We start from the raw sequence: 18,882 nt of genomic DNA, 5'->3' as shown, positions 1-18,882 counted from the left end.
GCGTCTTGCTGCCTATGCCGTCGTTCACGCGCAGTACTCCTTCGATCCGCAATGTCCCTGAGTGGCGCCATGCCACCGGGAAGTTCCAGATCGAACCGCCGCCCGCCGCCCGCCGCCCTCAGCGCTTCGGCGCCCCGATCCGCTTCGCCAGCTCGGCGCCGATGCCGGTGTAGCTGCCCGGTGTCATCGCCAGCAGCCGGGCCTTTTCCGCCTCGGGAATCTCCAGCGTGCCGATGAACTGCTGGATCGCCTCGCGCGTGATCGTCTTGCCGCGCGTCAGCTCCTTCAGCCGCTCGTAGGGGTTGGCCAGCTTGTAGCGGCGCATCACCGTCTGGATCGGTTCGGCCAGCACCTCCCAGGCGCTGTCGAGGTCGGCCGCGAGCGCGTCGCGATTCACCTCGAGCTTGCCCAGGCCGCGCAGCAGGCTGTCGTAGCCGAGCACCGCGTAGCCGAGCGCGACGCCCATGTTGCGCAGCACCGTGCTGTCGGTCAGGTCGCGCTGCCAGCGGCTGATCGGCAGCTTCTGGCTCAGGTGCGTCAGCAGCGCGTTCGCCAGGCCGAAGTTGCCTTCGGCGTTCTCGAAATCGATCGGGTTGACCTTGTGCGGCATCGTGCTGGAGCCGATCTCGCCTTCCTTGGTGCGCTGCTTGAAGTAGCCGAGGCTGATGTAGCCCCAGACGTCGCGCGACCAGTCGATCAGGATGGTGTTGGTGCGCGTAACCGCGTCGAACAGCTCGGCCATGTAGTCGTGCGGCTCGATCTGGATCGTGTACGCATTGAAGTTCAGGCCAAGAGCGCCCTCGATCACGCGGCGCGAGAAGGCTTCCCAGTCGATCTCGGGGTAGGCCGCCAGGTGGGCGTTGTAGTTGCCGACCGCGCCGTTCATCTTGGCCAGCAACTGCACGCCGGCGATGCGCTCGCGCGCGTTGCGCAGCCGCGCGACCACGTTGGCGACTTCCTTGCCGACGGTGGTCGGGCTGGCGGTCTGGCCATGCGTGCGGCTGAGCATCGGCACCTCGGCCAGCTCGACCGACAGCGCCGCGAGGCTGTCGACGATGCGGTCCAGCGTGGGCAGCAGCACCTCGGCGCGCGCCGCCTTCAGCATCAGGCCGTGGCTGGTGTTGTTGATGTCTTCGCTGGTGCAGGCGAAGTGCACGAACTCGCCGGCGCCCTTCAGTTCGGGGTTCGATTCGAAGCGGCCCTTCAGCCAGTACTCGACCGCCTTCACGTCATGGTTGGTGGTGCGCTCGATGTCCTTGATGGCCTGCGCATCGGCTTCGCTGAAGCGTGCCACCAGGCCCCGCAGCAGGCCGCGCGCGGCTTCGCTCAAGGGCTTGAACTCGGCCAGGCCGGCGTCCGACAGTGCGATGAACCACTCGACCTCCACCTGCACGCGGCGGTGCATCAGGCCGAACTCGCTGAGCAGCGGGCGCAGGGCTGCGACCTTGGCGGCATAGCGGCCGTCGAGCGGGGACAGGGCGGACAGGGCGGAGAGGTTCATGGCGCAGGCGGTCGCGATGCCGCAGTCGAGAGGAAGACAGGAGGGGCGCCGGGGTGGCGCGGGCGCAATTTTAGGCGTCGCCGCTGCTGCGCCGGTTCGATGATGAAATACAGGCCTCCTTCCCCGACGGCGAGACCGCCTGCAGCAGGCGCCTTGCGGCAATCGATGCAGATTTCTTCCCGACACCTTGTGACGCCGTTGACATTCGCTGCGCTGCTGCTTGCGCTGGCCGCTTGCGACCGCGGCGCCACGCCGGCCAGCCCGGCGGCCGGCAGCGCGCCGGCGGCATCGGCAGCGCCAGTCGCTGCAAGCGCCGCCGCGACGAGCGCCTCCGCACCGCCGTCGGCCGGCGCCCTCGCCGCCCAGTTGCAGCAACGCGCCGACGGCGTGCTCGCCGCGCACCGCCAGATGGTCGTGCTGATGAGCGGCGAACGCGCGCTGAAGCCGGCCGAGCGGCGCGCAGTGGGTGCCGTCGGCCAGCTGCTGTTCCACGACCTGCAGGAGCGCGTCGACGCGCTCGCGGCGGCTGCGGCCGACACCGCCAACCCCGCGACGCTGCCGGCGCTCGAAGGGCTGCTCGACCGCATCGAGGGCGAGCCGTCGTGGTTCGATGCCGACCGCCTCGCCTTCAAGGAATTCCTGACCCGGCTCGCAGCGCAGTACGCGCAGTCGCAGTCGATCGCGGGGCTCAAGCTCGCGCGCCGCGCCAACGAGGACCTGGCGGTGCTGGCCGAGGTGGAGCAGGCCTACGACCGCGAGCTGAAGGAGGTGTTCGGCCGCTTCGCGAAGCGCGGCATCGAGCTGCAGCGCGAGAAGTGGTCCGACTACGTGGCCAAGGTCTCGAAGCTCTACAACCGCGAACAGATCCTGAAGGACTTCGCGACCATCGTGCCGTACACCCTGCCGTCGGCGAAGTCCGGTGCGAACGACGAGCCCGATTCGCGCGAGATCTTCGGCGCCTCGCTGCCGCCGAAGACCGTGGTGCTGACCTTCGACGACGGCCCGCACCCGAAGTACACCGACGACATCCTCGACATCCTGAAGCGCTACGACGCACCGGCAATCTTCTTCAACCTCGGGCGCAACCTCGGCACCGTCGATGCGCAGGGCCACGCGAAGCTCGGCCCGAACGGCGCGGTCGCGAAGCGGGTGCTGGCGGCCGGCCACCAGCTCGCCGACCACAGCTTCACGCACAGCGTGATGGCCAAGCTGAGCGACGACGCGGTGCGTGCCGAGACCACCGACACCGAGGCGTTGCTCGACGCCACCGGGCGCCAGCCGTCGTCGCTGTTCCGCTTTCCGTACGGCGCTCGCACCGAGGGCGCGTTGAGCACCGTCGAAGGACTGAAGCTGCGCTCGATGATGTGGAACGTCGACTCGATGGACTGGGCGGACCCGGTGCCCAAGAGCATCGCCGAGCGGGTGCTGAGCGAGGTCGACAAGGCCGGCCGTGGCGTGGTCCTGTTCCACGACATCCAGGGCCGCACGGTGCAGGCGCTGCCGCTGGTGCTCGACCAGCTGGTGGCCGACGGCTACCGCTTCGCGACCTGGCGCGACGGCCGGTTCATCGTCAACGCGCCGCGCAAGGCGGTGCCCGATGCCGCGCTGGCCGCGAGCGCCGACGCGCTGTACCGCGACAGCCACGCGCTGGTGATCGGCATCGACCAGTACGCGAAATGGCCGCAGCTGCACCATGCGGTGCGCGATGCGCGCGCGGTGCGGGAGACGCTGGTGACGCGCTTCGGCTTCAAGGCCGAGAACGTGACCGCGCTCTACGACGGGGAGGCGACGCGCGCGAACATCCTGCGCGTGCTGAACGACAAGCTGGCCGATGCGAAGAAGGTGCGGCGCGACGACCGCGTGGTGGTGTTCTATGCCGGCCACGGCGGCACGCGCAAGCTGACGAGCGGACGCGACGTCGGCTACCTGATCCCGGTGGATGCGGCGCTGGCCGACTTCGCGTCGGACGCGATCTCGATGCCGCAGCTGCAGGAGGTGGCCGAGGCGATCAGCGCGAAGCACGTGCTGTTCATGGTCGACGCCTGTTACTCGGGCCTGGGGCTCACACGCGGCGGCGGCGCGGGCAGCAGCGCGAACTTCCTGGCCGACAACGCACGGCGGCTGGGCCGGCAGATGCTGACCGCCGGCGGCGCCGACCAGCAGGTGGCCGACGACGGCCCGGCGGGCCATTCGGTGTTCACCTGGACGCTGCTGCAGGCGCTGAACGGCAAGGCCGACCTGAACGGCGACGGCGTGGTCACCGGCACCGAGCTGGCGGCCTACGTCGCGCCGTCGGTGGCGGCCATCGCGCGCCAGACGCCGGCCTTCGGCAGCCTGCCGGGCTCGGAAGGCGGCGAGTTCGTGTTCGAGCTGCCGGCCGACCGCGAGGCGCTGAGCGGCGATTCGCCGCAGCTCGATGCCGACGCCAGCAAGCTGAACAAGCAGCTCGACGACGCGAAGACGGCGGCGCTGCAGCCCGGCGCCGGCAAGGGTGCGGCGAAGGAGGTGCAGGTCGTCATCAAGAACCTGGAGGGTGGCGACGTGAAGCTGTCGACGCCGGCCGCCGCGCCGGTCGCGCCACGCGTCGCGGCGCAGCGCGCGAACGACCGCGGGCTCGCGCTGTACCGCGAGCGCCGCTACGACGAAGCCGAGGCGGCGTTCACCGAGGCGCTGAAGCTGCAGCCGGTGTTCGCGCTGGCGGCCAACAACCTCGGCTTCGTCTACTTCAAGCGCGGCAAGCCGGCCGAGGCGGCACGCTGGTTCGAACGCGCCATCGAGATGGACGGCAGCCGCGCGCTGGCCTACCTGAACCTGGGCGATGCGCAGCTGCAGGCCGGCGACGAGGCGAAGGCGCTGAAGGCGTACACGACCTTCGTCGGGCTGGCGCCGAAGCATGCGCGGGTGGCGGAGTTGCAGGCGTGGATCGCGGCGCCGGATGCGGCGCACCGGCCGCGGTTGCCCTGAAGCGGCACCGCCGTCGTATCCTGTGGGCCAGGCCTTCCCCCGGCCAGCAGGAGCGACCGCGATGAGCACCGAGCCCCGTTCCCAGACCGCCAGCGATCCGGCTCCCGGGCGCGAGACTTCCAGGCACATCCGCCTGACCTCCCACCCCGGCCAGCAGGGCCCGTCCGGCGCGCCGGCCCTGCACTGGGGCGCCGCCACCGCGCTGGAGCGCGGCCCGATCGTCGGCACCACCACCAACCGCAGCCAGCGCAACGTGATCGGCACGCACAGCGGCTCGTACGGCGTGTACCGGGCGCTGGCCCTCGCGGCAGGCAACCTGAAGAAGGGCCATCGCGCCGACCTCACGAACACCGCGCCTACCGACCTGATCGGCCCGTACCCGGCCTGGGGGGACGCTTCGAAGATCGTCTCGATCGACCCGTGGGGCGCGTCGGTCGCCGACGTGTTCGGCGACTACATCGCCGAGGGCTACGACATCCGCCCGACCATCGCGGTGACGCAGGCCCACATCCACCTGCCCGAGGTGCGGCAGGCGCTCGCCTTCCAGCGGCTGCAAGTCGACGGCCGCGTGCTGCTCGACGACGGTTCTGCCGTCGTCACCAAGGTGGCGATCGAGCCGGTGTGGTGGCTGCCGGGCGTCGCGAAGCGCTTCAACGTCAGCGAAGGCGACCTGCGCCGCCACCTGTTCGAGGAGACCGGCGGCATGTACCCCGAGCTCGTCACGCGCAGCGACATCGAGGTCTTCCTGCCGCCGATCGGCGGGCAGACGCTCTACCTCTTCGGCAACCCGCGCGACCTCGCCGACCCGGCCGTCACGCTGACCGCGCGGGTGCACGACGAGTGCAACGGCTCCGACGTGTTCGGCTCCGACATCTGCACCTGCCGGCCCTACCTGACGCATGCGATCGAGGAGTGCATCCGCGGCGCGCAGCACGGCGGCGTCGGGCTGATCGCCTACAGCCGCAAGGAAGGCCGCGCGCTCGGCGAGGTCACCAAGTTCCTGGTCTACAACGCGCGCAAGCGGCAGGTCGGCGGCGACAGCGCCGACAAGTACTTCCTGCGCACCGAATGCGTCGCCGGCGTGCAGGACATGCGCTTCCAGGAGCTGATGCCCGACGTGCTGCACTGGCTCGGCATCCAGCGCATCCACCGCCTCGTCAGCATGAGCAACGACAAGTACGACGCGATCACCGGCAGCGGCATCACCGTCGGCGAGCGCATCAAGATCCCCGACGAGCTGGTGCCGGCCGATGCGAAGGTCGAGATCGAAGCGAAGATCGCGGCCGGCTACTTCACCGACGGCAGCGTGCCCGACGACGTGAAACTCGCGGCCACCAAGGGGCGCGGCCTTGTCTAGCGTCGCGGTCGCCACGCTGCGCCAGGCGGACACCATCCGCGAGCGCTGCGCCAACATCCTGCGCGCGGTCGGCGAGGGGCGCTCCGACCACTTCACGCTCGATCGCGCGAAGCTGGCCGATGCGGCGCAGCGGGTCGAGCAGGTCACGCGGCAGCACTACCCCGACCTGCGCATCCCGTACCACAGCCGCTGGCGCCACTTCGAAGCCGGCGGCATCGACCGCAAAGCCGAGCTGGATGCGCGGCTCGCCGGCCTCGATGCAGCTGCACAGGCCCATGCGCACATCGATCTCACCGTCGTCAGCGTGCTGCTCGACGCCGGCGCCGGTGCGTCGTGGCGCTACCTGGAAGCCGAAAGCGGGCAGGCGTTCGGCCGCTCCGAAGGCCTCGGTGTCGCGAGCTTCCGCGGCTTCATGCAAGGGCTGTTCTCGAGCGATCCGTCGCAGCCGCTGCGCGTCGATGCCGCCGCGCTGCTGCGGCTCGACGCGGCCACGCTGGCCGCGATGTTCCAGGTGCGCGACGACAACCCGCTGGTCGGCCTGGAGGGCCGCACGCTGCTGCTGCGCCGGCTCGGCGAAGCGATGCAGGTGCAGCACGCGAGCTTCGGCGCCGTCGGCCGGCCCGGTGCGCTGTTCGACCGGCTGGCGCTGAAGTCGCACCAGGCGCCGCTCGGCGCACCGCAGCTGCTGCAGGCGCTGCTCGACACGCTGAGCGGCATCTGGCTGGCCGGCAACGAACTCGACGGCCTGCCGCTCGGCGATTGCTGGCGCCATCCGCTGGCCGGCGGCAGCGGCCCGAGCGCCGGCTGGGTGCCGTTCCACAAGCTCAGCCAGTGGCTGTGCTACTCGCTGCTCGAGCCCTTCGCATGGGCCGGCGTGCCGGTGGCCCGGCTCGACGGGCTCACCGGCCTGCCGGAGTACCGCAACGGCGGGTTGCTGCTCGACAGTGGCGTCATCGTGCCGCGCGACGCCGGTTTTTCAAGCCGTCGTCATACAACCGGCGACGAAGCCATCGTCGAATGGCGCGCGCTCACCGTCGCGCTGATCGACGAGCTCGCGCCGCTGGTGCGCCAACGACTCGGCAAGACCGCCGCCGAGATGCCGCTCGCCTGCATCCTCGAAGGCGGCACCTGGGCTGCAGGCCGCGCCATGGCTCGCGACTTGCGCGACGGCAGCCCGCCGCTCGCGATCGACAGCGACGGCACGGTGTTCTGAACCCATCGGGTTTCCCGATCCGCAGCCGCCGGTTTCGTCATGAGACCAAATTAATACCAGGCGTTCGATTCATCCATCGCCATCGCGAATGGATGCCTCGACAGTCACCGGATGCATGCCTGGAAAGCTGCAACTTTGCACACAACTCGTCACCTTGCCGCGGCATTTCGCAAGGGTTTACCCTGGTTTGTCTGATGACCAAGGGTGCTTCAATTGGTCTTGTGGAAGCGTTTCCACTTTGATGGAACGCCACCGCAGCAAGGCCCTCGCGTAGGCCCCGCGCAGTTCGTCGACGCGAGATCGAATCAACAAGGCAGGGCCGGGCGCCGCAGCGCCGAGGCCGCGAGAGGGTTGGGACATGAACAGATTCAAGCTGAGCGCGCTCGCGCTCGCCGCCGGTGTGGCCGCGACGTCGATGGCCCATGCGGGCACGATCGTCGCGCCTTACTTCTTCGGTTGGAGCTTCAACAGCACCGACTACAAGTTCAAGAACCTGACCGAGGCGAAGTCGCGCGCCGGCATGGACGGCATGACGATCGCGTTCGCGATCTCGAACAACGGCGCCTGCTCGCTCAGCGGCGGCATGGATGCCACGATGAACAACGCGTCGGTGAAGGCCGACGTCAAGGCCTACATCAACGGCGGCGGACGGGTGATCCTGTCGTTCGGCGGCGCGAGCGGCACCTACCTCGAATCGGTCTGCTCGACGGCCAACCTCGTCACGCTGATCCGCCAGCTGATCGACACGCACGGCACCCGCTCGATCGACTGGGACATCGAAGGCGGCCAGCTCGGCGACACGCGCCTGAACGGCGTGCGCAACGCGGCCATCAAGCAGCTGCAGGCGATCTACCCGGACCTGTACACCTCGTTCACGCTGCCGGTGGATCCGTTCCGCACCAGCTCCGAGCCGGGCGGCCTGCCGCCGAAGGCGCTGGAGCTGATCAAGGGCGCGGCGAGCGCCGGCGTCACGGTGTCGATGGTCAACATCATGGCGATGGACTACGGCACCTACTACAGCGGCGGCAAGAAGATGGGCGACCTCGCCGTCTCGGCCGCGCAGTCGACCTTCAACCAGCTGAAGGGCGTGTACCCGTCGAAGACCGATGCGCAGCTGTGGGCGATGATCGGCATCACGCCGATGATCGGCCAGAACGACGAAGCGTCGGAGATCTTCACGCCGGCGGATGCGACGGTCGTCGCCAACTTCGCGAAGCAGAAGGGCATCGGCCTGCTGTCGTACTGGGCGGCGCAGCGCGACCGCGTCGGGTCGGGCAGCAAGGACGACTTCAGCCGCGCGAACACGCGCGACTACGAGTACTACCAGATCTTCGCGACCGCCAAGGACGGCACCCCACCGGCACCGGCGCCTGCACCCGCACCGGCCCCGGCGCCGACCGCGAAGCAGTACACCGTGAAGTCGTCGTTCTCGAACCTTTGCCTGGACATCGCCGGCGCGAGCACGGCCGACGGCGCGAAGGTCGTGCAGCAGAACTGCAGCGGCGCCGCGTCGCAGGTGTTCTCGTTCGTGCCCGACACCAGCGGCACGTACCGCATCGTCAACATGAACAGCGGCCGCTCGCTCGACGTGACCGACGTGTCGACCGCCAACGGCGCGCTGATCCAGCAATGGGCCAACAGTAGCGGCGCCAACCAGCGCTTCGCGATGCTGACCGACACCGCCACCGGTACGGTGCGCCTGCAGGCCGCCCACAGCGCCAGGTGCGTCGACGTGAAGGACTGGAACAGCGCGCCCGGCGCCGGCATCCAGCAATGGGATTGCAGCGTCAACGCGAACCAGAAATGGGCGCTGATCCCGGTGTCGTCGGCACCGGCTCCGGCCCCTGCGCCAGCGCCAGCGCCGACTCCAGCGCCCGCCCCTGCCCCCACGCCGGCTCCGGCGCCCGCACCGACGCCGGCCCCGGCCCCCGCGCCCGCCCCGGCACCGTCGAGCTGCGCCGCCTGGACCGAAGGCATCACCTACAACGTCGGCCAGGTCGTCAGCTACCAGGGCAAGCAATACAAGGCCCTGGTGACGCACACCGCGTTCGCCGGCGCGAACTGGAACCCGGCCGCAACGCCGACGCTGTGGACGCCGACCAGCGCGTCGTGCGGCCCGACGCCTGCCCCGGCTCCGGCTCCGGCTCCGTCGCCCGCCCCGGCCCCCGCGCCGTCGCCGGCCCCTGCACCCGCCCCGGCCCCGGCCCCGAACGGCACGCTGACGCTGCCTGAAGCGCTGAAGGCGGTGCAGACCAAACGCGTCTACGTCGGCTACTACCCGACCTGGAGCGACAACTGGTTCGACGCCACCGGCAAGACCGCCAACGACGTCTACAAGGCCAGCAAGTTCGCGAAGGTGCCCGCCACCTACACGCACGTGATGGTGTCGTTCGCCGACCCGAACTTCTCGTGGGCCGGCATCAACACCAACAGCTTCTCGGGCACCGGCATCACGTTCAGTGCGTCGCCGAAGGACATCAAGGCCGCGATCGACGTGCTGCACCAGCGCAACCAGAAGGTGATCCTCGCGGTCGGCGGCGCCACCTACAACAACTGGGGCCCGCTCGCGGCGCAAGGGGTGGCCGGCAGCGGCTCGATCATCAACGCCCTCGCGAAGATCCAGACCGAGATGGGCTTCGACGGCCTCGACGTCGACTACGAAGCCGATGGCGACGTGGACCGCTATGCCAACGCGATCAAGGCATTGCGCAAGGCGGTCGACCTGGCCGGTGGCGGCCGCGTGCTGACGCTGGCCGGCTGGTCGAGCGGTGCGGACTGCACCTCGGGCACGACGGCCGACCCGGCCTGCGCCGGCAAGATGTCGTACTGGGGCGGCAATGCCGGGCGCGAGCGCGGCGTGGTGCTGAAGTACCCGGCGGTCGCGAACATGCTCGACCTGGTCAACGTGATGAGCTACGACGCCCGCTTCGAGCATTACGACGGCATCACCGCGTACAACCAGTACCGCTCGCTGTTCCCGAGCAAGACCATCGTGTCGATCGGCCTGGAGCCGTCGCCCGAAGGCTGGGCCGGCGGCATGCTGGTGGTCAACGATGCCGATGCCCAGTGCACCGGCTCGCGCAACCTGCAGGACCAGTACGGCGCGAACCTGAACCAGCCGTACTCGGTGCAGCGCTACGCCAGCGCGGTCGCGAACGGCACCGCGTCCAACCGCAATGCACGCGACGGCGCGATGCTGTGGGCCATCATCAAGACGGGTGGTGGTTCCTGCGGCAGTGCGCCACTGGCCACGCCGGGGACCGTAGGGCAGAAGGTGGGCGCCACCTTCGGGCTGACGATCGATCCGCTCCTGCAGACCTCCGACTGGAAGTAAATCCTCCACCCATCCAGGAGCACACCATGAACACCAGGCATTCCAAGCGTTATCAATTCGCCCGCCTGCCGCTCGCCGTCGCGATCGGCAGCGCCTTCCTCGCGGCCTGCGGCGGCAACGACGGCAGCTCCGCGCCCGACAGCGCGGACGGCGCCGCCGACCGCCATGAAGCCGCGCAGGCCGCACGCGCCAGCACAGCCGGCACCATCACGCTCGCCAACGGCATCTACACCATCGTCAATGCACAGAGCGGCAAGTGCGTCGACGTGGCCGGCGCCAGCACCGAAGACGGCGGCCGGCTGCAGCAGGCCGGCTGCAACAAGAACGCCGCGCAGTCGTTCGAACTCAGCGCGGTCGGCGGCGGTATCTACAAGCTGGTGAACGGCGGCAGCGGCAAGGCCATGGACGTCGCGTCGGCCTCCACCGCCGACGGCGCGGCCGTGCAGCAGTGGGTCGACAACGGCACCAACGCGCAGCGCTTCCGCATCGAGCACCTGGGCGGCGACCGCTTCCGCCTGGTCAATGCCGGCAGCGGCAAATGCGTCGACGTGACCGGTTCCTCGAACGCCGACGGCGCCGTGCTGCAGCAGCTGTCGTGCAGCACAGGCACCAGCGGCGGCCAGTCGTTCCGGTTCCTGCCGCGCAGCGGCAATGTCACCGCCGCGGTCGCGGTCGGCGTCTACGAAGTCAAGTCGGTCGAGTCGGGCCTGTGCCTGGACATCGCCGGTGCCGGCACCGCCGACGGCGCGAAGGCGCAACAGAGCGCCTGCGTCGACGTGGCCTCGCAGCGCTTCGAGCTGCGCGGCGAGACCGGCGGCACGTTCCGCCTGGTCAACGTCAACAGCGGCAAGTCGCTCGATGTGACCGACGTGTCCACCGCCAACGGCGCGCTGATCCAGCAATGGGCCACCGCCGCCAGCGACAACCAGCGCTTCGCGGTCGCCGTGTCGGGTGCCGGCTTCTCGCTGAAGGCCCGCCACAGCGGCAAGTGCGTCGACGTGAAGGACCACAGCATGTCGGCCGGCGGCGCGATCCAGCAATGGGATTGCGGCACCGGCGCGAACCAGCAATGGAAGCTGACCGCGGTCGGCGCGCCTGCACCGGCTCCGGCGCCCGCGCCGGCCCCTGCGCCGGCCCCCGCACCTTCTCCTGCACCTTCTCCTGCACCGTCCCCAGCGCCCGCTCCGGCACCCGCGCCCGCACCGGCTCCGGCTCCAGCCCCTGCGCCGGCCCCGTCGTCGTCCGACCTGTTCGATGCCCGCAAGAAGGACATCGCGATGCAGATCGTCTCCAGCGCCGAGAACTCGTCGCTGAACTGGAAGGCGCAGTACGCCTACATCCAGGACATCCATGACGGCCGCGGCTACACCGCCGGCATCATCGGCTTCTGCTCGGGCACCGGCGACATGCTGGAAGTGGTGCAGGAATACACCAACCGCAAGCCGGGCAACGTGCTGGCCAAGTACCTGCCGGCGCTGAAGAAGGTGAACAACACCGAGTCGCACGCCGGGCTCGATCCGACCTACACCGGCGACTGGAAGACGGCCGCCGCCGACGTGATCTTCCAGCAGTCGCAGGACTACGAGCGCGACAACGTCTACTTCAATCCTGCGGTCAACAAGGCCAAGAGCGACGGCCTGCGCGCACTCGGGCAGTTCGCCTACTACGACGCGGCCGTGATGCACGGCTACGAAGGCGCGATGAGCGTGCGCAAGGCGGCCATGGCCAAGGCCAAGACCCCCGCCCAGGGCGGCGACGAGGCGACCTACCTGAACGCCTTCATGGATGCCCGCGTGGTCGAGATGAACAAGGAAGAGGCCCACAGCGACACGACGCGCGTCGACACCGCGCAGCGCGTCTGGCTGAAAGCCGGCAACTTCGACCTGAACACGCCGCTGAACTGGAAGGTCTACGGCGACAGCTACAGCATCAAGTGAGCGAGGAGATCCCGATGAAGAACTTCAACGCAACGACCCGGCGCCTGTGCTGGGCCCTGGCCCCGGTCACGCTGGCCCTGCTGGCAGCCTGCGGCGGCGGCAACACCGGCGAAGACGATGGCGCGCAGGCCGCGGCCGTCGACGACAACGCCCAGGTCGCCGACGCGCCGACCGACGATGCCGCGGTGGCACGCGAAGGCGCGCAGGCGATCACGCCGGCCACCTTCCGCCACCCCGGCATCTTCCTGACGCAGGCGCGGCTCGACAGCTTCAAGGCCGCCCAGAACTCGGCCAACCCGAGCGTGCTGAAGACCGGCTACCAGGTCGTGATGAACGACTCGCGCAGCGCCTACACCTACTCGCACAAGGCCTTGTCCAACGTGCAGGTGGTGGGCAGCGCGATCGGCGACCAGGAGGCGCGCTTCAAGAACGATGCGCAGGCGGCCTACCTGAACGCGCTGCGCTGGGTCAAGACCGGCGACGCGCGGCACCGCGACAAGGCGGTGGCGATCCTGAACGACTGGGGCAGGACCTTCCGCAGCTTCTCGGTGGCCTCGGGCACGAACGCCGCCCAGGTGCAGCTCGAGGCGGCGTGGATGCTGCCGGTGTGGGTCAGCGCGGCCGAGATCATCCGCCACTACAACAACGGCGAAGCCGGCTGGGCGCAGGCCGACATCACGACCTTCAACGGCTTCATCGACCGCCAGTACACCGAGGCCGCGAAGGCGCGCACCCGCGTCAACAACTGGGCGGTGTCGGCCGGTCTCGCGATGATGGCCGCCGGCGCCTACCAGGACAACCCGACGCGCTACGCGGCCGGCCTGCAGCGCGTCACCGAGATGATCCCGCTGTCGGTCTTCTCGAGCGGCGAGGTCAACGAGCTGAAGGACCGCGACTGCACGCACCCGCAGTACAACCTCGAAGGCCTGGCGCAGGCTGCCGAGATCGCGGTGATCCAGGCCGGCGACACCTCGGTGTGGCTGTGGAAGGCCTCGGGCGAGACCACGCCGCGGCTGGCCAAGGGGCTGGAGTACATGGCGAAATCGCTGCAGAGCGGCAGCGGCGTGCGCAACTGCAAGGGCCAGCACCTGGAGGCCGGCTACATGGACATCGCGGTCAACGGCTACATGAACCGCGGCGTCGCGATCCCGAACTTCCAGGCGCTCGCGAAGGCGCGCCGCCCGGACGGCGGATCGATGCAGTTCCTCGGCTTCACGACCGCCACGCACGGCCGCGACGACTACTGATTCGCGATCGACACCATCGTCGATTTCGAAACAGAAACAGCCCACGCCCAAGCTCCAGACTATGATCCGAGCCAATTCGGTAGTCTGGGGCAGGTGCAATCAGTGGGCACGATCAAGGATGTGGCGCGTCTGGCAGGTGTCGGTGTCGCCACGGCATCGCGCGTGATTTCGGGCAAGGGGCCGTTCTCGGCCGACTCGGCGTCGCGCGTGCAGGCGGCGATCGAGCAGCTGGATTTCCGGCCCTCGCGGATCGCGCGCGCGCTGTCGATGAAGAGCACCAACGCGATCGGCGTCTACGTGCCCGATTTCAAGGGCCCGTTCTACGGCCCGATGCTGCATGCGATCGACATGGAGCTGCGGGCGCAGGACCGCCACATGGTCATCGCCAACGGCCACGGCGGCGAAGACGTGCGCGAGCAGGCGCTGAACGGCATCGAGTTCCTGATGGACCGGCAGTGCGAGGGGATGCTGCTGACGACCTATGCGCTGCGCGATGCCGACATCGTCGGGCTGAAGCGGCGCTTCCCGAACCTGGCGGTGGTCAACCGCGACGTGAAGGGCATGCGCAGCCAGTGCTTCACCGTCGACCACAAGGCCGGCGGGGTGCTCGCGGCGCGCACGCTGCTGGAGCATGGGCACCGCCGCATCGCGGTGATCGCCGGGCCGGCGGGCGCGCCGGACAACCGGCTGCGGCTGCAGGGCTTCTTCGACACGCTGGCCGCGGCTGGCATCGAGCGCCAGTCGGTGCCGACGATGACCGGCGATTTCGCGGCCGAAAGCGGCTGGGTCGGCGCCGACCAGCTGCTGGCCGACAAGGCCCGCTTCACCGCGCTGTTCTGCTGCAACGACCAGATGGCGATGGGCGCGATGTCGCGCCTGCAGTCGGCCGGCCTCACGGTGCCGGGCGACGTGTCGGTGATGGGCTACGACGACACCGACATCGCCGCGTGGCTGTCGCCGCGCCTGACGACGATCCGCATCGTCGTCGGCAACATGGGGCTGAACGCCTGCCGGCTGCTGTCGAACATGTGCTTCGGCACCGAGCTGCCGGTGTCGCGCGAGTTCGCCCCCGAGCTGATCCTGCGGGATTCGCTGGCGCGGCCGAAGAAGGGCTGAACGGGGCCACCGCGCCGTGTCCGGCCCGGTGGCTGATCGGCACGACACACGCTGCGGGCCCTGGACGCCGAGTCGTTCACGGGGATACCGCCGCGGCGCCATGGCCGGAAAAAGCCCGCGGTGGTAGACTGCGTGCTTCCTCCTGGCGCGTGTCGGGCGGCCTGTCCCGCGGGCTGCATCCTCTGACGGCATCGACGCCCCAACTCCCGACCGACGCTGCAGCAGCCGTTTCCGATGGCCCTTGCAAGCAGGTCGCGCCCTAGAAAGAACTGCATCAAGACCTCGATCGAAATCGGCAGATACCTCGTCTCGCCATTCAGCCATTCCCGCAGCGACGGCCGCCACGAGGCCGCCGTCTCCATCCGCAGCGGCCACGGCAGCGCCACCCATGACCGGGTCATGCGCTTCTCGCCGCTCTTCCAGACCGCACGCGCCGCATTGCGCTACGCCACCGACCAGGGCCTTGCCTGGGTCGCGGGCCGCAGCGTGGCCGTGCCATCCCCATCCAACCCCTAAGGAGTGTCCTCATGGCCAAGGAAGAACTGATCGAAATGAGCGGCGTCGTCAACGAAATCCTGCCGGACTCGCGTTTTCGCGTGACGCTGGAAAATGGCCACAAGCTGGTGGCCTACACCTCGGGACGCATGCGCAAGCACCACATCCGCATCCTGGCCGGCGACAACGTGTCGCTGGAAATGTCGCCGTACGACCTGAGCAAGGGGCGGATCACGTTCCGCCACCTCGGTCGTCCGCCGCAACAGAACCGCTGAGGTTCTGCCCGGCCTCAGGCCGCCGCCGTCTTCGCCCGTTCGGCGTCGGCGGCAGCCGCCTTGGCCAGTTCGTTGTAGACCAGCGTGAACAGCGAGCCGACGTCCTCGATCTTCGTGCGTGACACGCCGGGTGCCGGGTTGGTGATCAGCGCGGCCGTGATTGTGGCGGCGGGTTGGAGCAGGAGTTGATTCATGAGGGTCTCGACAAGTTGAGGCCCATCGTAAGCCGTCAGGCGCCCGCCCGGACGCCATGGCCCTGCAAAGAACATCGCGCGTGAGCGCGACTTCTTCCTACTCGCTGAAGCTCATCCCGAGTGCCGCCGCCGAGCGCTTCATCCGCTCGATGCGCTGCGCCAGCTGTTGGGTCTCGCGCTGCTGCATCTCGTCGAGCGACGTCATCAGCGCCTGGAAACGGTCGAGGTCGTCGTCGGCCTCGAACAGCACGCCGTCGTCGGTGAAGGTCAGCCTGGCGCGCCGGTCTTCGATCAGCTCGCAGACCTGCTCCGCCGCGGCGATCCAGCGGTCGCGGTTTTCATAGAACTCGCGCTGCGCGTTGAACTGCCATTCGAGCATCGGCACGATGCGGTCGCGCTCGGCGTCGCGCACCGCCTCGGGCAGTTCCTCGAGCGCCCGGGCCATCTCGCCGGCGAACGCCACCATCAGCTTCTGGTACGCCTGCCGGTGGGTCGCGGTCAGCTCGCGCAATTCTTCGAGCGTCGCAAGCGAGGTGAGGGTGCCGCCAGGCGTCGACAGCCGTTCGGGCATCAGCACCTTGTCGAGTTCCAGCTCGGCCTGCCGCTGGTGGTAGGCCTTCGCCACCTGCATGCCGATGTGCGAGTAGCGGCGGGCGATCTGGATCAGGGCGTCTTCGGAAGTCGTCATGGCAGCAGGCAAGGTTCAGATCGGAATCACGAGGTCCGTGTATCGGCCGAGGATGGCGTCCGCACTGAGCAGTCGCAGAGGCTCGCTCATCGCCTGAGCGACGAGCAAGCGGTCGAAAGGATCGTCGTGATGCATCGGCAACCGATGCGTCGCGGCAGCATGCACCGAGCGCACCGGCAGTTCGACGAAACCGCTCGCCGCAATGGCGGCCGCGAGTTCGTCGGCATCGGCATCGAGCTTTCCAAGGCGCGACTTGATGGCAATTTCCCAGATCGACGCCGCCGACACATAGACCTCGTCAGCCGACTCCATCAGTCGACGGGAACCCGCCTTCAACTTCGACGACCCGGTCACAGCCCACAGGAATACGTGCGTGTCCAGCAACAAGCGCATCAACGCCCCTCGAAACCTGCGATCACGTCGTCCGGCAGCGGTGCGTCGAAATCCGCCGGGATCTTGACCTTGCCCTTGAGCACTCCGAACCGGATCTTGCGCTCGGGCGCCGCGAGACGGGTGATTCGCACCAGCGGCTTGCCGTTGCGGCTGACCACCACGTCTTCACCGGCGGCGGCTTGATCGACCAGCTGGGACAGCCTGGTCTTTGCTTCGTAGATGTTGATGGGGTTCATGCCGGCGCCTTCAAGGGTTGACCAAGTCTAGTCTAGAAGCGAAGAGCAACCGTGGTCGACCCGCCGAGTCACCCCTCGGCATCCGGCCGCCCGCCGCCGCGCGCAATCCACGCATCCACGCGCTGCTCCAGCACCGACAGCGGCATCGTTCCGCTGTCGATCACCACCGCGTGGAAATCGCGCAGGTCGAAGCGGCTGCCCAAGGCCTTCTGCGACCGCTCGCGCAGCTCCAGCAGCTTGCGCTTGCCCAGCAGGTAGCCCAGCGCCTGGCTCGGGTTCGAGAAATAGCGGTCGACCTCGCTGGCGGCGTTGGCCGGCTCGAGCCCGGCCTGCCGGATCATGTAGTCGACCGCCTTCGCGCGCGGCCAGCGGTAGGCGTGGATGCCGGTGTCGACCACCAGCCGTGCCGCACGGAACAGCTGCCCCTGCAGGTGGCCGTAGTGCTGGTACGGGTCGCGGTACATGCCGAGCTCGAAGCCCAGCGATTCGGCGTACAGCGCCCAGCCTTCGCCATAGGCCACGTTCCAGCCACCGCGGCGGCGCCAGTCGTGCAGCCCTTCGATCTCGGCCGCGCGGGCGGTCTGCAGGTGGTGCCCCGGCACCGCTTCGTGCATGAACAGCGTCTCGACCTCCCAGGTCGGCTCGCCGGCGAAGCCGCGCGCGTTCACCGTGAAGTAGCCGGGCGTGCCGAGCTCCAGCGAGCCCGGCGTGTAGTTGGCCGCCGTGCTGCTCGCCGACTCCGCGGCCGTCATGCCGCGCACCTGGTACGCCATGCGGGGCACCGTGTGGAACAGCTTCGGCAACTGCGGATCGATGCGCGCCGACATCGCGCGAAAGCTCGCCAGCACCGCTTCTTCCGACGTGAAGAAGAAGCGCTTGTCGTGGCTCACGTAATGGATGAAGGCCTGCGTGCTGCCCTTGAAACCGGTCTGCCGCGCCACCTGCGCGATCTCGCGCCGCAGCCGCGCCACCTCGCGCAGGCCGAGCGCATGGATCTTGCCGGCGTCCAGGTCCTGCACGATGCCGGTGCGGATCAGGAAATCGTAGTACGCGTCGCCGCCCGGCAGTGCCGACAGGCCCACGTCGACCGGCGCCTTCGGCCGGTAGGTGGTCGCGAGGAACTCGCGCAGCCGGCGCAGCGCCGGCTGGTAGTCGTCGCGCACCGCGGCACGCGCGGCCTGCAGCAGTTCGTCGCGCTGGTCTTCAGGCACCGCGGGCACGAAGGCCTTGAACGGTTTCAGCAGCACGCTGTCGTCGGCATCGGCCACCAGGTGCGCGTCGATGCCGGCGATCACGCGGTCCACCACGCCCCGCGGCTGCACCCAGCCCGACTGCAGGCCGAGCGCGAGGCGCTGCTGCACCTGCTCCGCCATGCGCGGCACCGCCTTCACGCGCGCGGTGAAGTCGCGGTAGTCGTCCGCGCCACGCATCGGCGTCATCTGCGCGGCCAACGGCATCATCGACTGGATGCCCCACAGCGTCGTCAGCACCAGCTCGTTCGAATGCACGAACTGCTGCGATTCGACGGCGCTGCGCATCTTGACCAGCAGCAACTCGCGCGACACCCGGTCCTGCCCGTGCAGGCCGGCCGGGTCGATCGCCTGCACGCGCGCGAGGGTGTCGCGCGCGTAGGCCTGCTGGCGCAGCTTCTCGGCGTCCGACAGGTCCGGGAGCAACGCGTTGTAGCCGGGAATGCCCAACACCGTCGCCCACATCGGCTCGCGGCGGAAGTTCTCGGCCAGGTCGGCATCGAGCAGGCCGCGCAACACGGCGGCCGCGGCCGACGGCGCTGCGGAGGCCGCCGCGTCGGACGGCGCCGCCGGTTGCGCCTGGAGGGCGCCGGCCACGGCGATCAGCACCGCCAGCACGGCAGGCTGCGCGGCACGCAGCCAGGTCGTCGCAAAAGTCATCGTTGTGTTCTCCCGGGTCAGG

General features: G+C 69.1%; 15 protein-coding genes. 9 read left to right on the top strand and 6 right to left on the bottom strand.

Features of this window, described 5'->3' with window-relative positions; genetic code table 11:
- Positions 1-118: 118 nt before the first annotated feature.
- Positions 119-1,501: an adenylosuccinate lyase gene (purB, locus tag FHT26_RS18570; RefSeq protein WP_168561593.1), complete on the bottom strand. Its 1,383-nt coding sequence runs from the start codon at positions 1,499-1,501 to the stop codon at positions 119-121.
- A 189-nt stretch (positions 1,502-1,690) separates the two neighbouring features.
- Here purB and FHT26_RS18565 point away from each other — a divergent pair, with 189 nt between their 5' ends.
- From FHT26_RS18565 to infA, 9 genes are all read left to right on the top strand, one after another.
- Complete coding sequence (locus FHT26_RS18565; RefSeq protein WP_349238173.1) at positions 1,691-4,465, top strand: polysaccharide deacetylase family protein; 2,775 nt, start codon at positions 1,691-1,693, stop codon at positions 4,463-4,465.
- A gap of 61 nt (positions 4,466-4,526) precedes the next feature.
- Complete coding sequence (locus tag FHT26_RS18560; protein WP_168561591.1) at positions 4,527-5,822, top strand: GTP cyclohydrolase II; 1,296 nt, start codon at positions 4,527-4,529, stop codon at positions 5,820-5,822.
- A complete protein-coding gene (locus tag FHT26_RS18555; protein WP_168561590.1) occupies positions 5,815-7,035 on the top strand; it encodes a URC4/urg3 family protein in 1,221 nt (406 codons plus the stop codon). The genes FHT26_RS18560 and FHT26_RS18555 overlap by 8 nt, the downstream gene beginning before the upstream one ends.
- 358 nt (positions 7,036-7,393) lie before the next feature.
- Entirely contained in the window at positions 7,394-10,369 is a 2,976-nt protein-coding gene (locus FHT26_RS18550) for an RICIN domain-containing protein (protein WP_168561589.1), read from the top strand.
- A gap of 26 nt (positions 10,370-10,395) precedes the next feature.
- On the top strand, positions 10,396-12,306 hold the full coding sequence (locus FHT26_RS30395) for a chitosanase (RefSeq protein WP_210427472.1): 1,911 nt from the start codon (positions 10,396-10,398) through the stop codon (positions 12,304-12,306).
- A gap of 14 nt (positions 12,307-12,320) precedes the next feature.
- Positions 12,321-13,553, top strand: a complete 1,233-nt coding sequence (locus tag FHT26_RS18540; protein WP_168561588.1) for an alginate lyase family protein — start codon at positions 12,321-12,323, stop codon at positions 13,551-13,553.
- Positions 13,554-13,655: 102 nt separating this feature from the next.
- A complete protein-coding gene (locus FHT26_RS18535; protein ID WP_168561587.1) occupies positions 13,656-14,669 on the top strand; it encodes a substrate-binding domain-containing protein in 1,014 nt (337 codons plus the stop codon).
- Positions 14,670-14,903: 234 nt separating this feature from the next.
- Positions 14,904-15,185 (top strand): hypothetical protein, encoded by a 282-nt coding sequence (locus FHT26_RS18530; RefSeq protein WP_056804172.1) that lies wholly within the window; start codon positions 14,904-14,906, stop codon positions 15,183-15,185.
- A gap of 11 nt (positions 15,186-15,196) precedes the next feature.
- A complete protein-coding gene (gene infA, locus FHT26_RS18525; RefSeq protein ID WP_047501667.1) occupies positions 15,197-15,439 on the top strand; it encodes a translation initiation factor IF-1 in 243 nt (80 codons plus the stop codon).
- Between the two features lie 14 nt (positions 15,440-15,453).
- On the opposite strand, the gene FHT26_RS18520 is transcribed toward infA, so the two are convergent.
- The 5 genes from FHT26_RS18520 to FHT26_RS18500 all read right to left on the bottom strand — a co-directional run bounded on the left by FHT26_RS18520 (position 15,454) and on the right by FHT26_RS18500 (position 18,860).
- Entirely contained in the window at positions 15,454-15,633 is a 180-nt protein-coding gene (locus FHT26_RS18520) for a hypothetical protein (protein ID WP_168561586.1), read from the bottom strand.
- A 97-nt stretch (positions 15,634-15,730) separates the two neighbouring features.
- The gene (locus FHT26_RS18515) at positions 15,731-16,321 is read right to left on the bottom strand and encodes a hypothetical protein (protein ID WP_168561585.1); all 591 of its coding nucleotides are present in this window, start codon (positions 16,319-16,321) and stop codon (positions 15,731-15,733) included.
- Between the two features lie 15 nt (positions 16,322-16,336).
- Positions 16,337-16,714 (bottom strand): type II toxin-antitoxin system VapC family toxin, encoded by a 378-nt coding sequence (locus tag FHT26_RS18510; protein WP_168561584.1) that lies wholly within the window; start codon positions 16,712-16,714, stop codon positions 16,337-16,339.
- Positions 16,714-16,950, bottom strand: coding sequence for a type II toxin-antitoxin system Phd/YefM family antitoxin (locus FHT26_RS18505; RefSeq protein WP_168561583.1), 237 nt, complete (start codon positions 16,948-16,950; stop codon positions 16,714-16,716). Before FHT26_RS18505 ends, FHT26_RS18510 begins: the two co-directional genes overlap by 1 nt.
- A gap of 68 nt (positions 16,951-17,018) precedes the next feature.
- Positions 17,019-18,860 carry a DUF885 domain-containing protein gene (locus tag FHT26_RS18500; RefSeq protein WP_168561582.1) on the bottom strand — a complete coding sequence of 614 codons (1,842 nt, stop codon included), beginning with the start codon at positions 18,858-18,860 and terminating at the stop codon, positions 17,019-17,021.
- Positions 18,861-18,882 lie beyond the last annotated feature (22 nt).

It is taken from the genome of Rhizobacter sp. SG703 (assembly GCF_012275445.1).
GTDB lineage: Bacteria > Pseudomonadota > Gammaproteobacteria > Burkholderiales > Burkholderiaceae_C > Rhizobacter.
The sequence above is the reverse complement of the archived record's forward strand: the minus strand, read 5'-3'. Positions and strand labels throughout refer to the sequence as shown.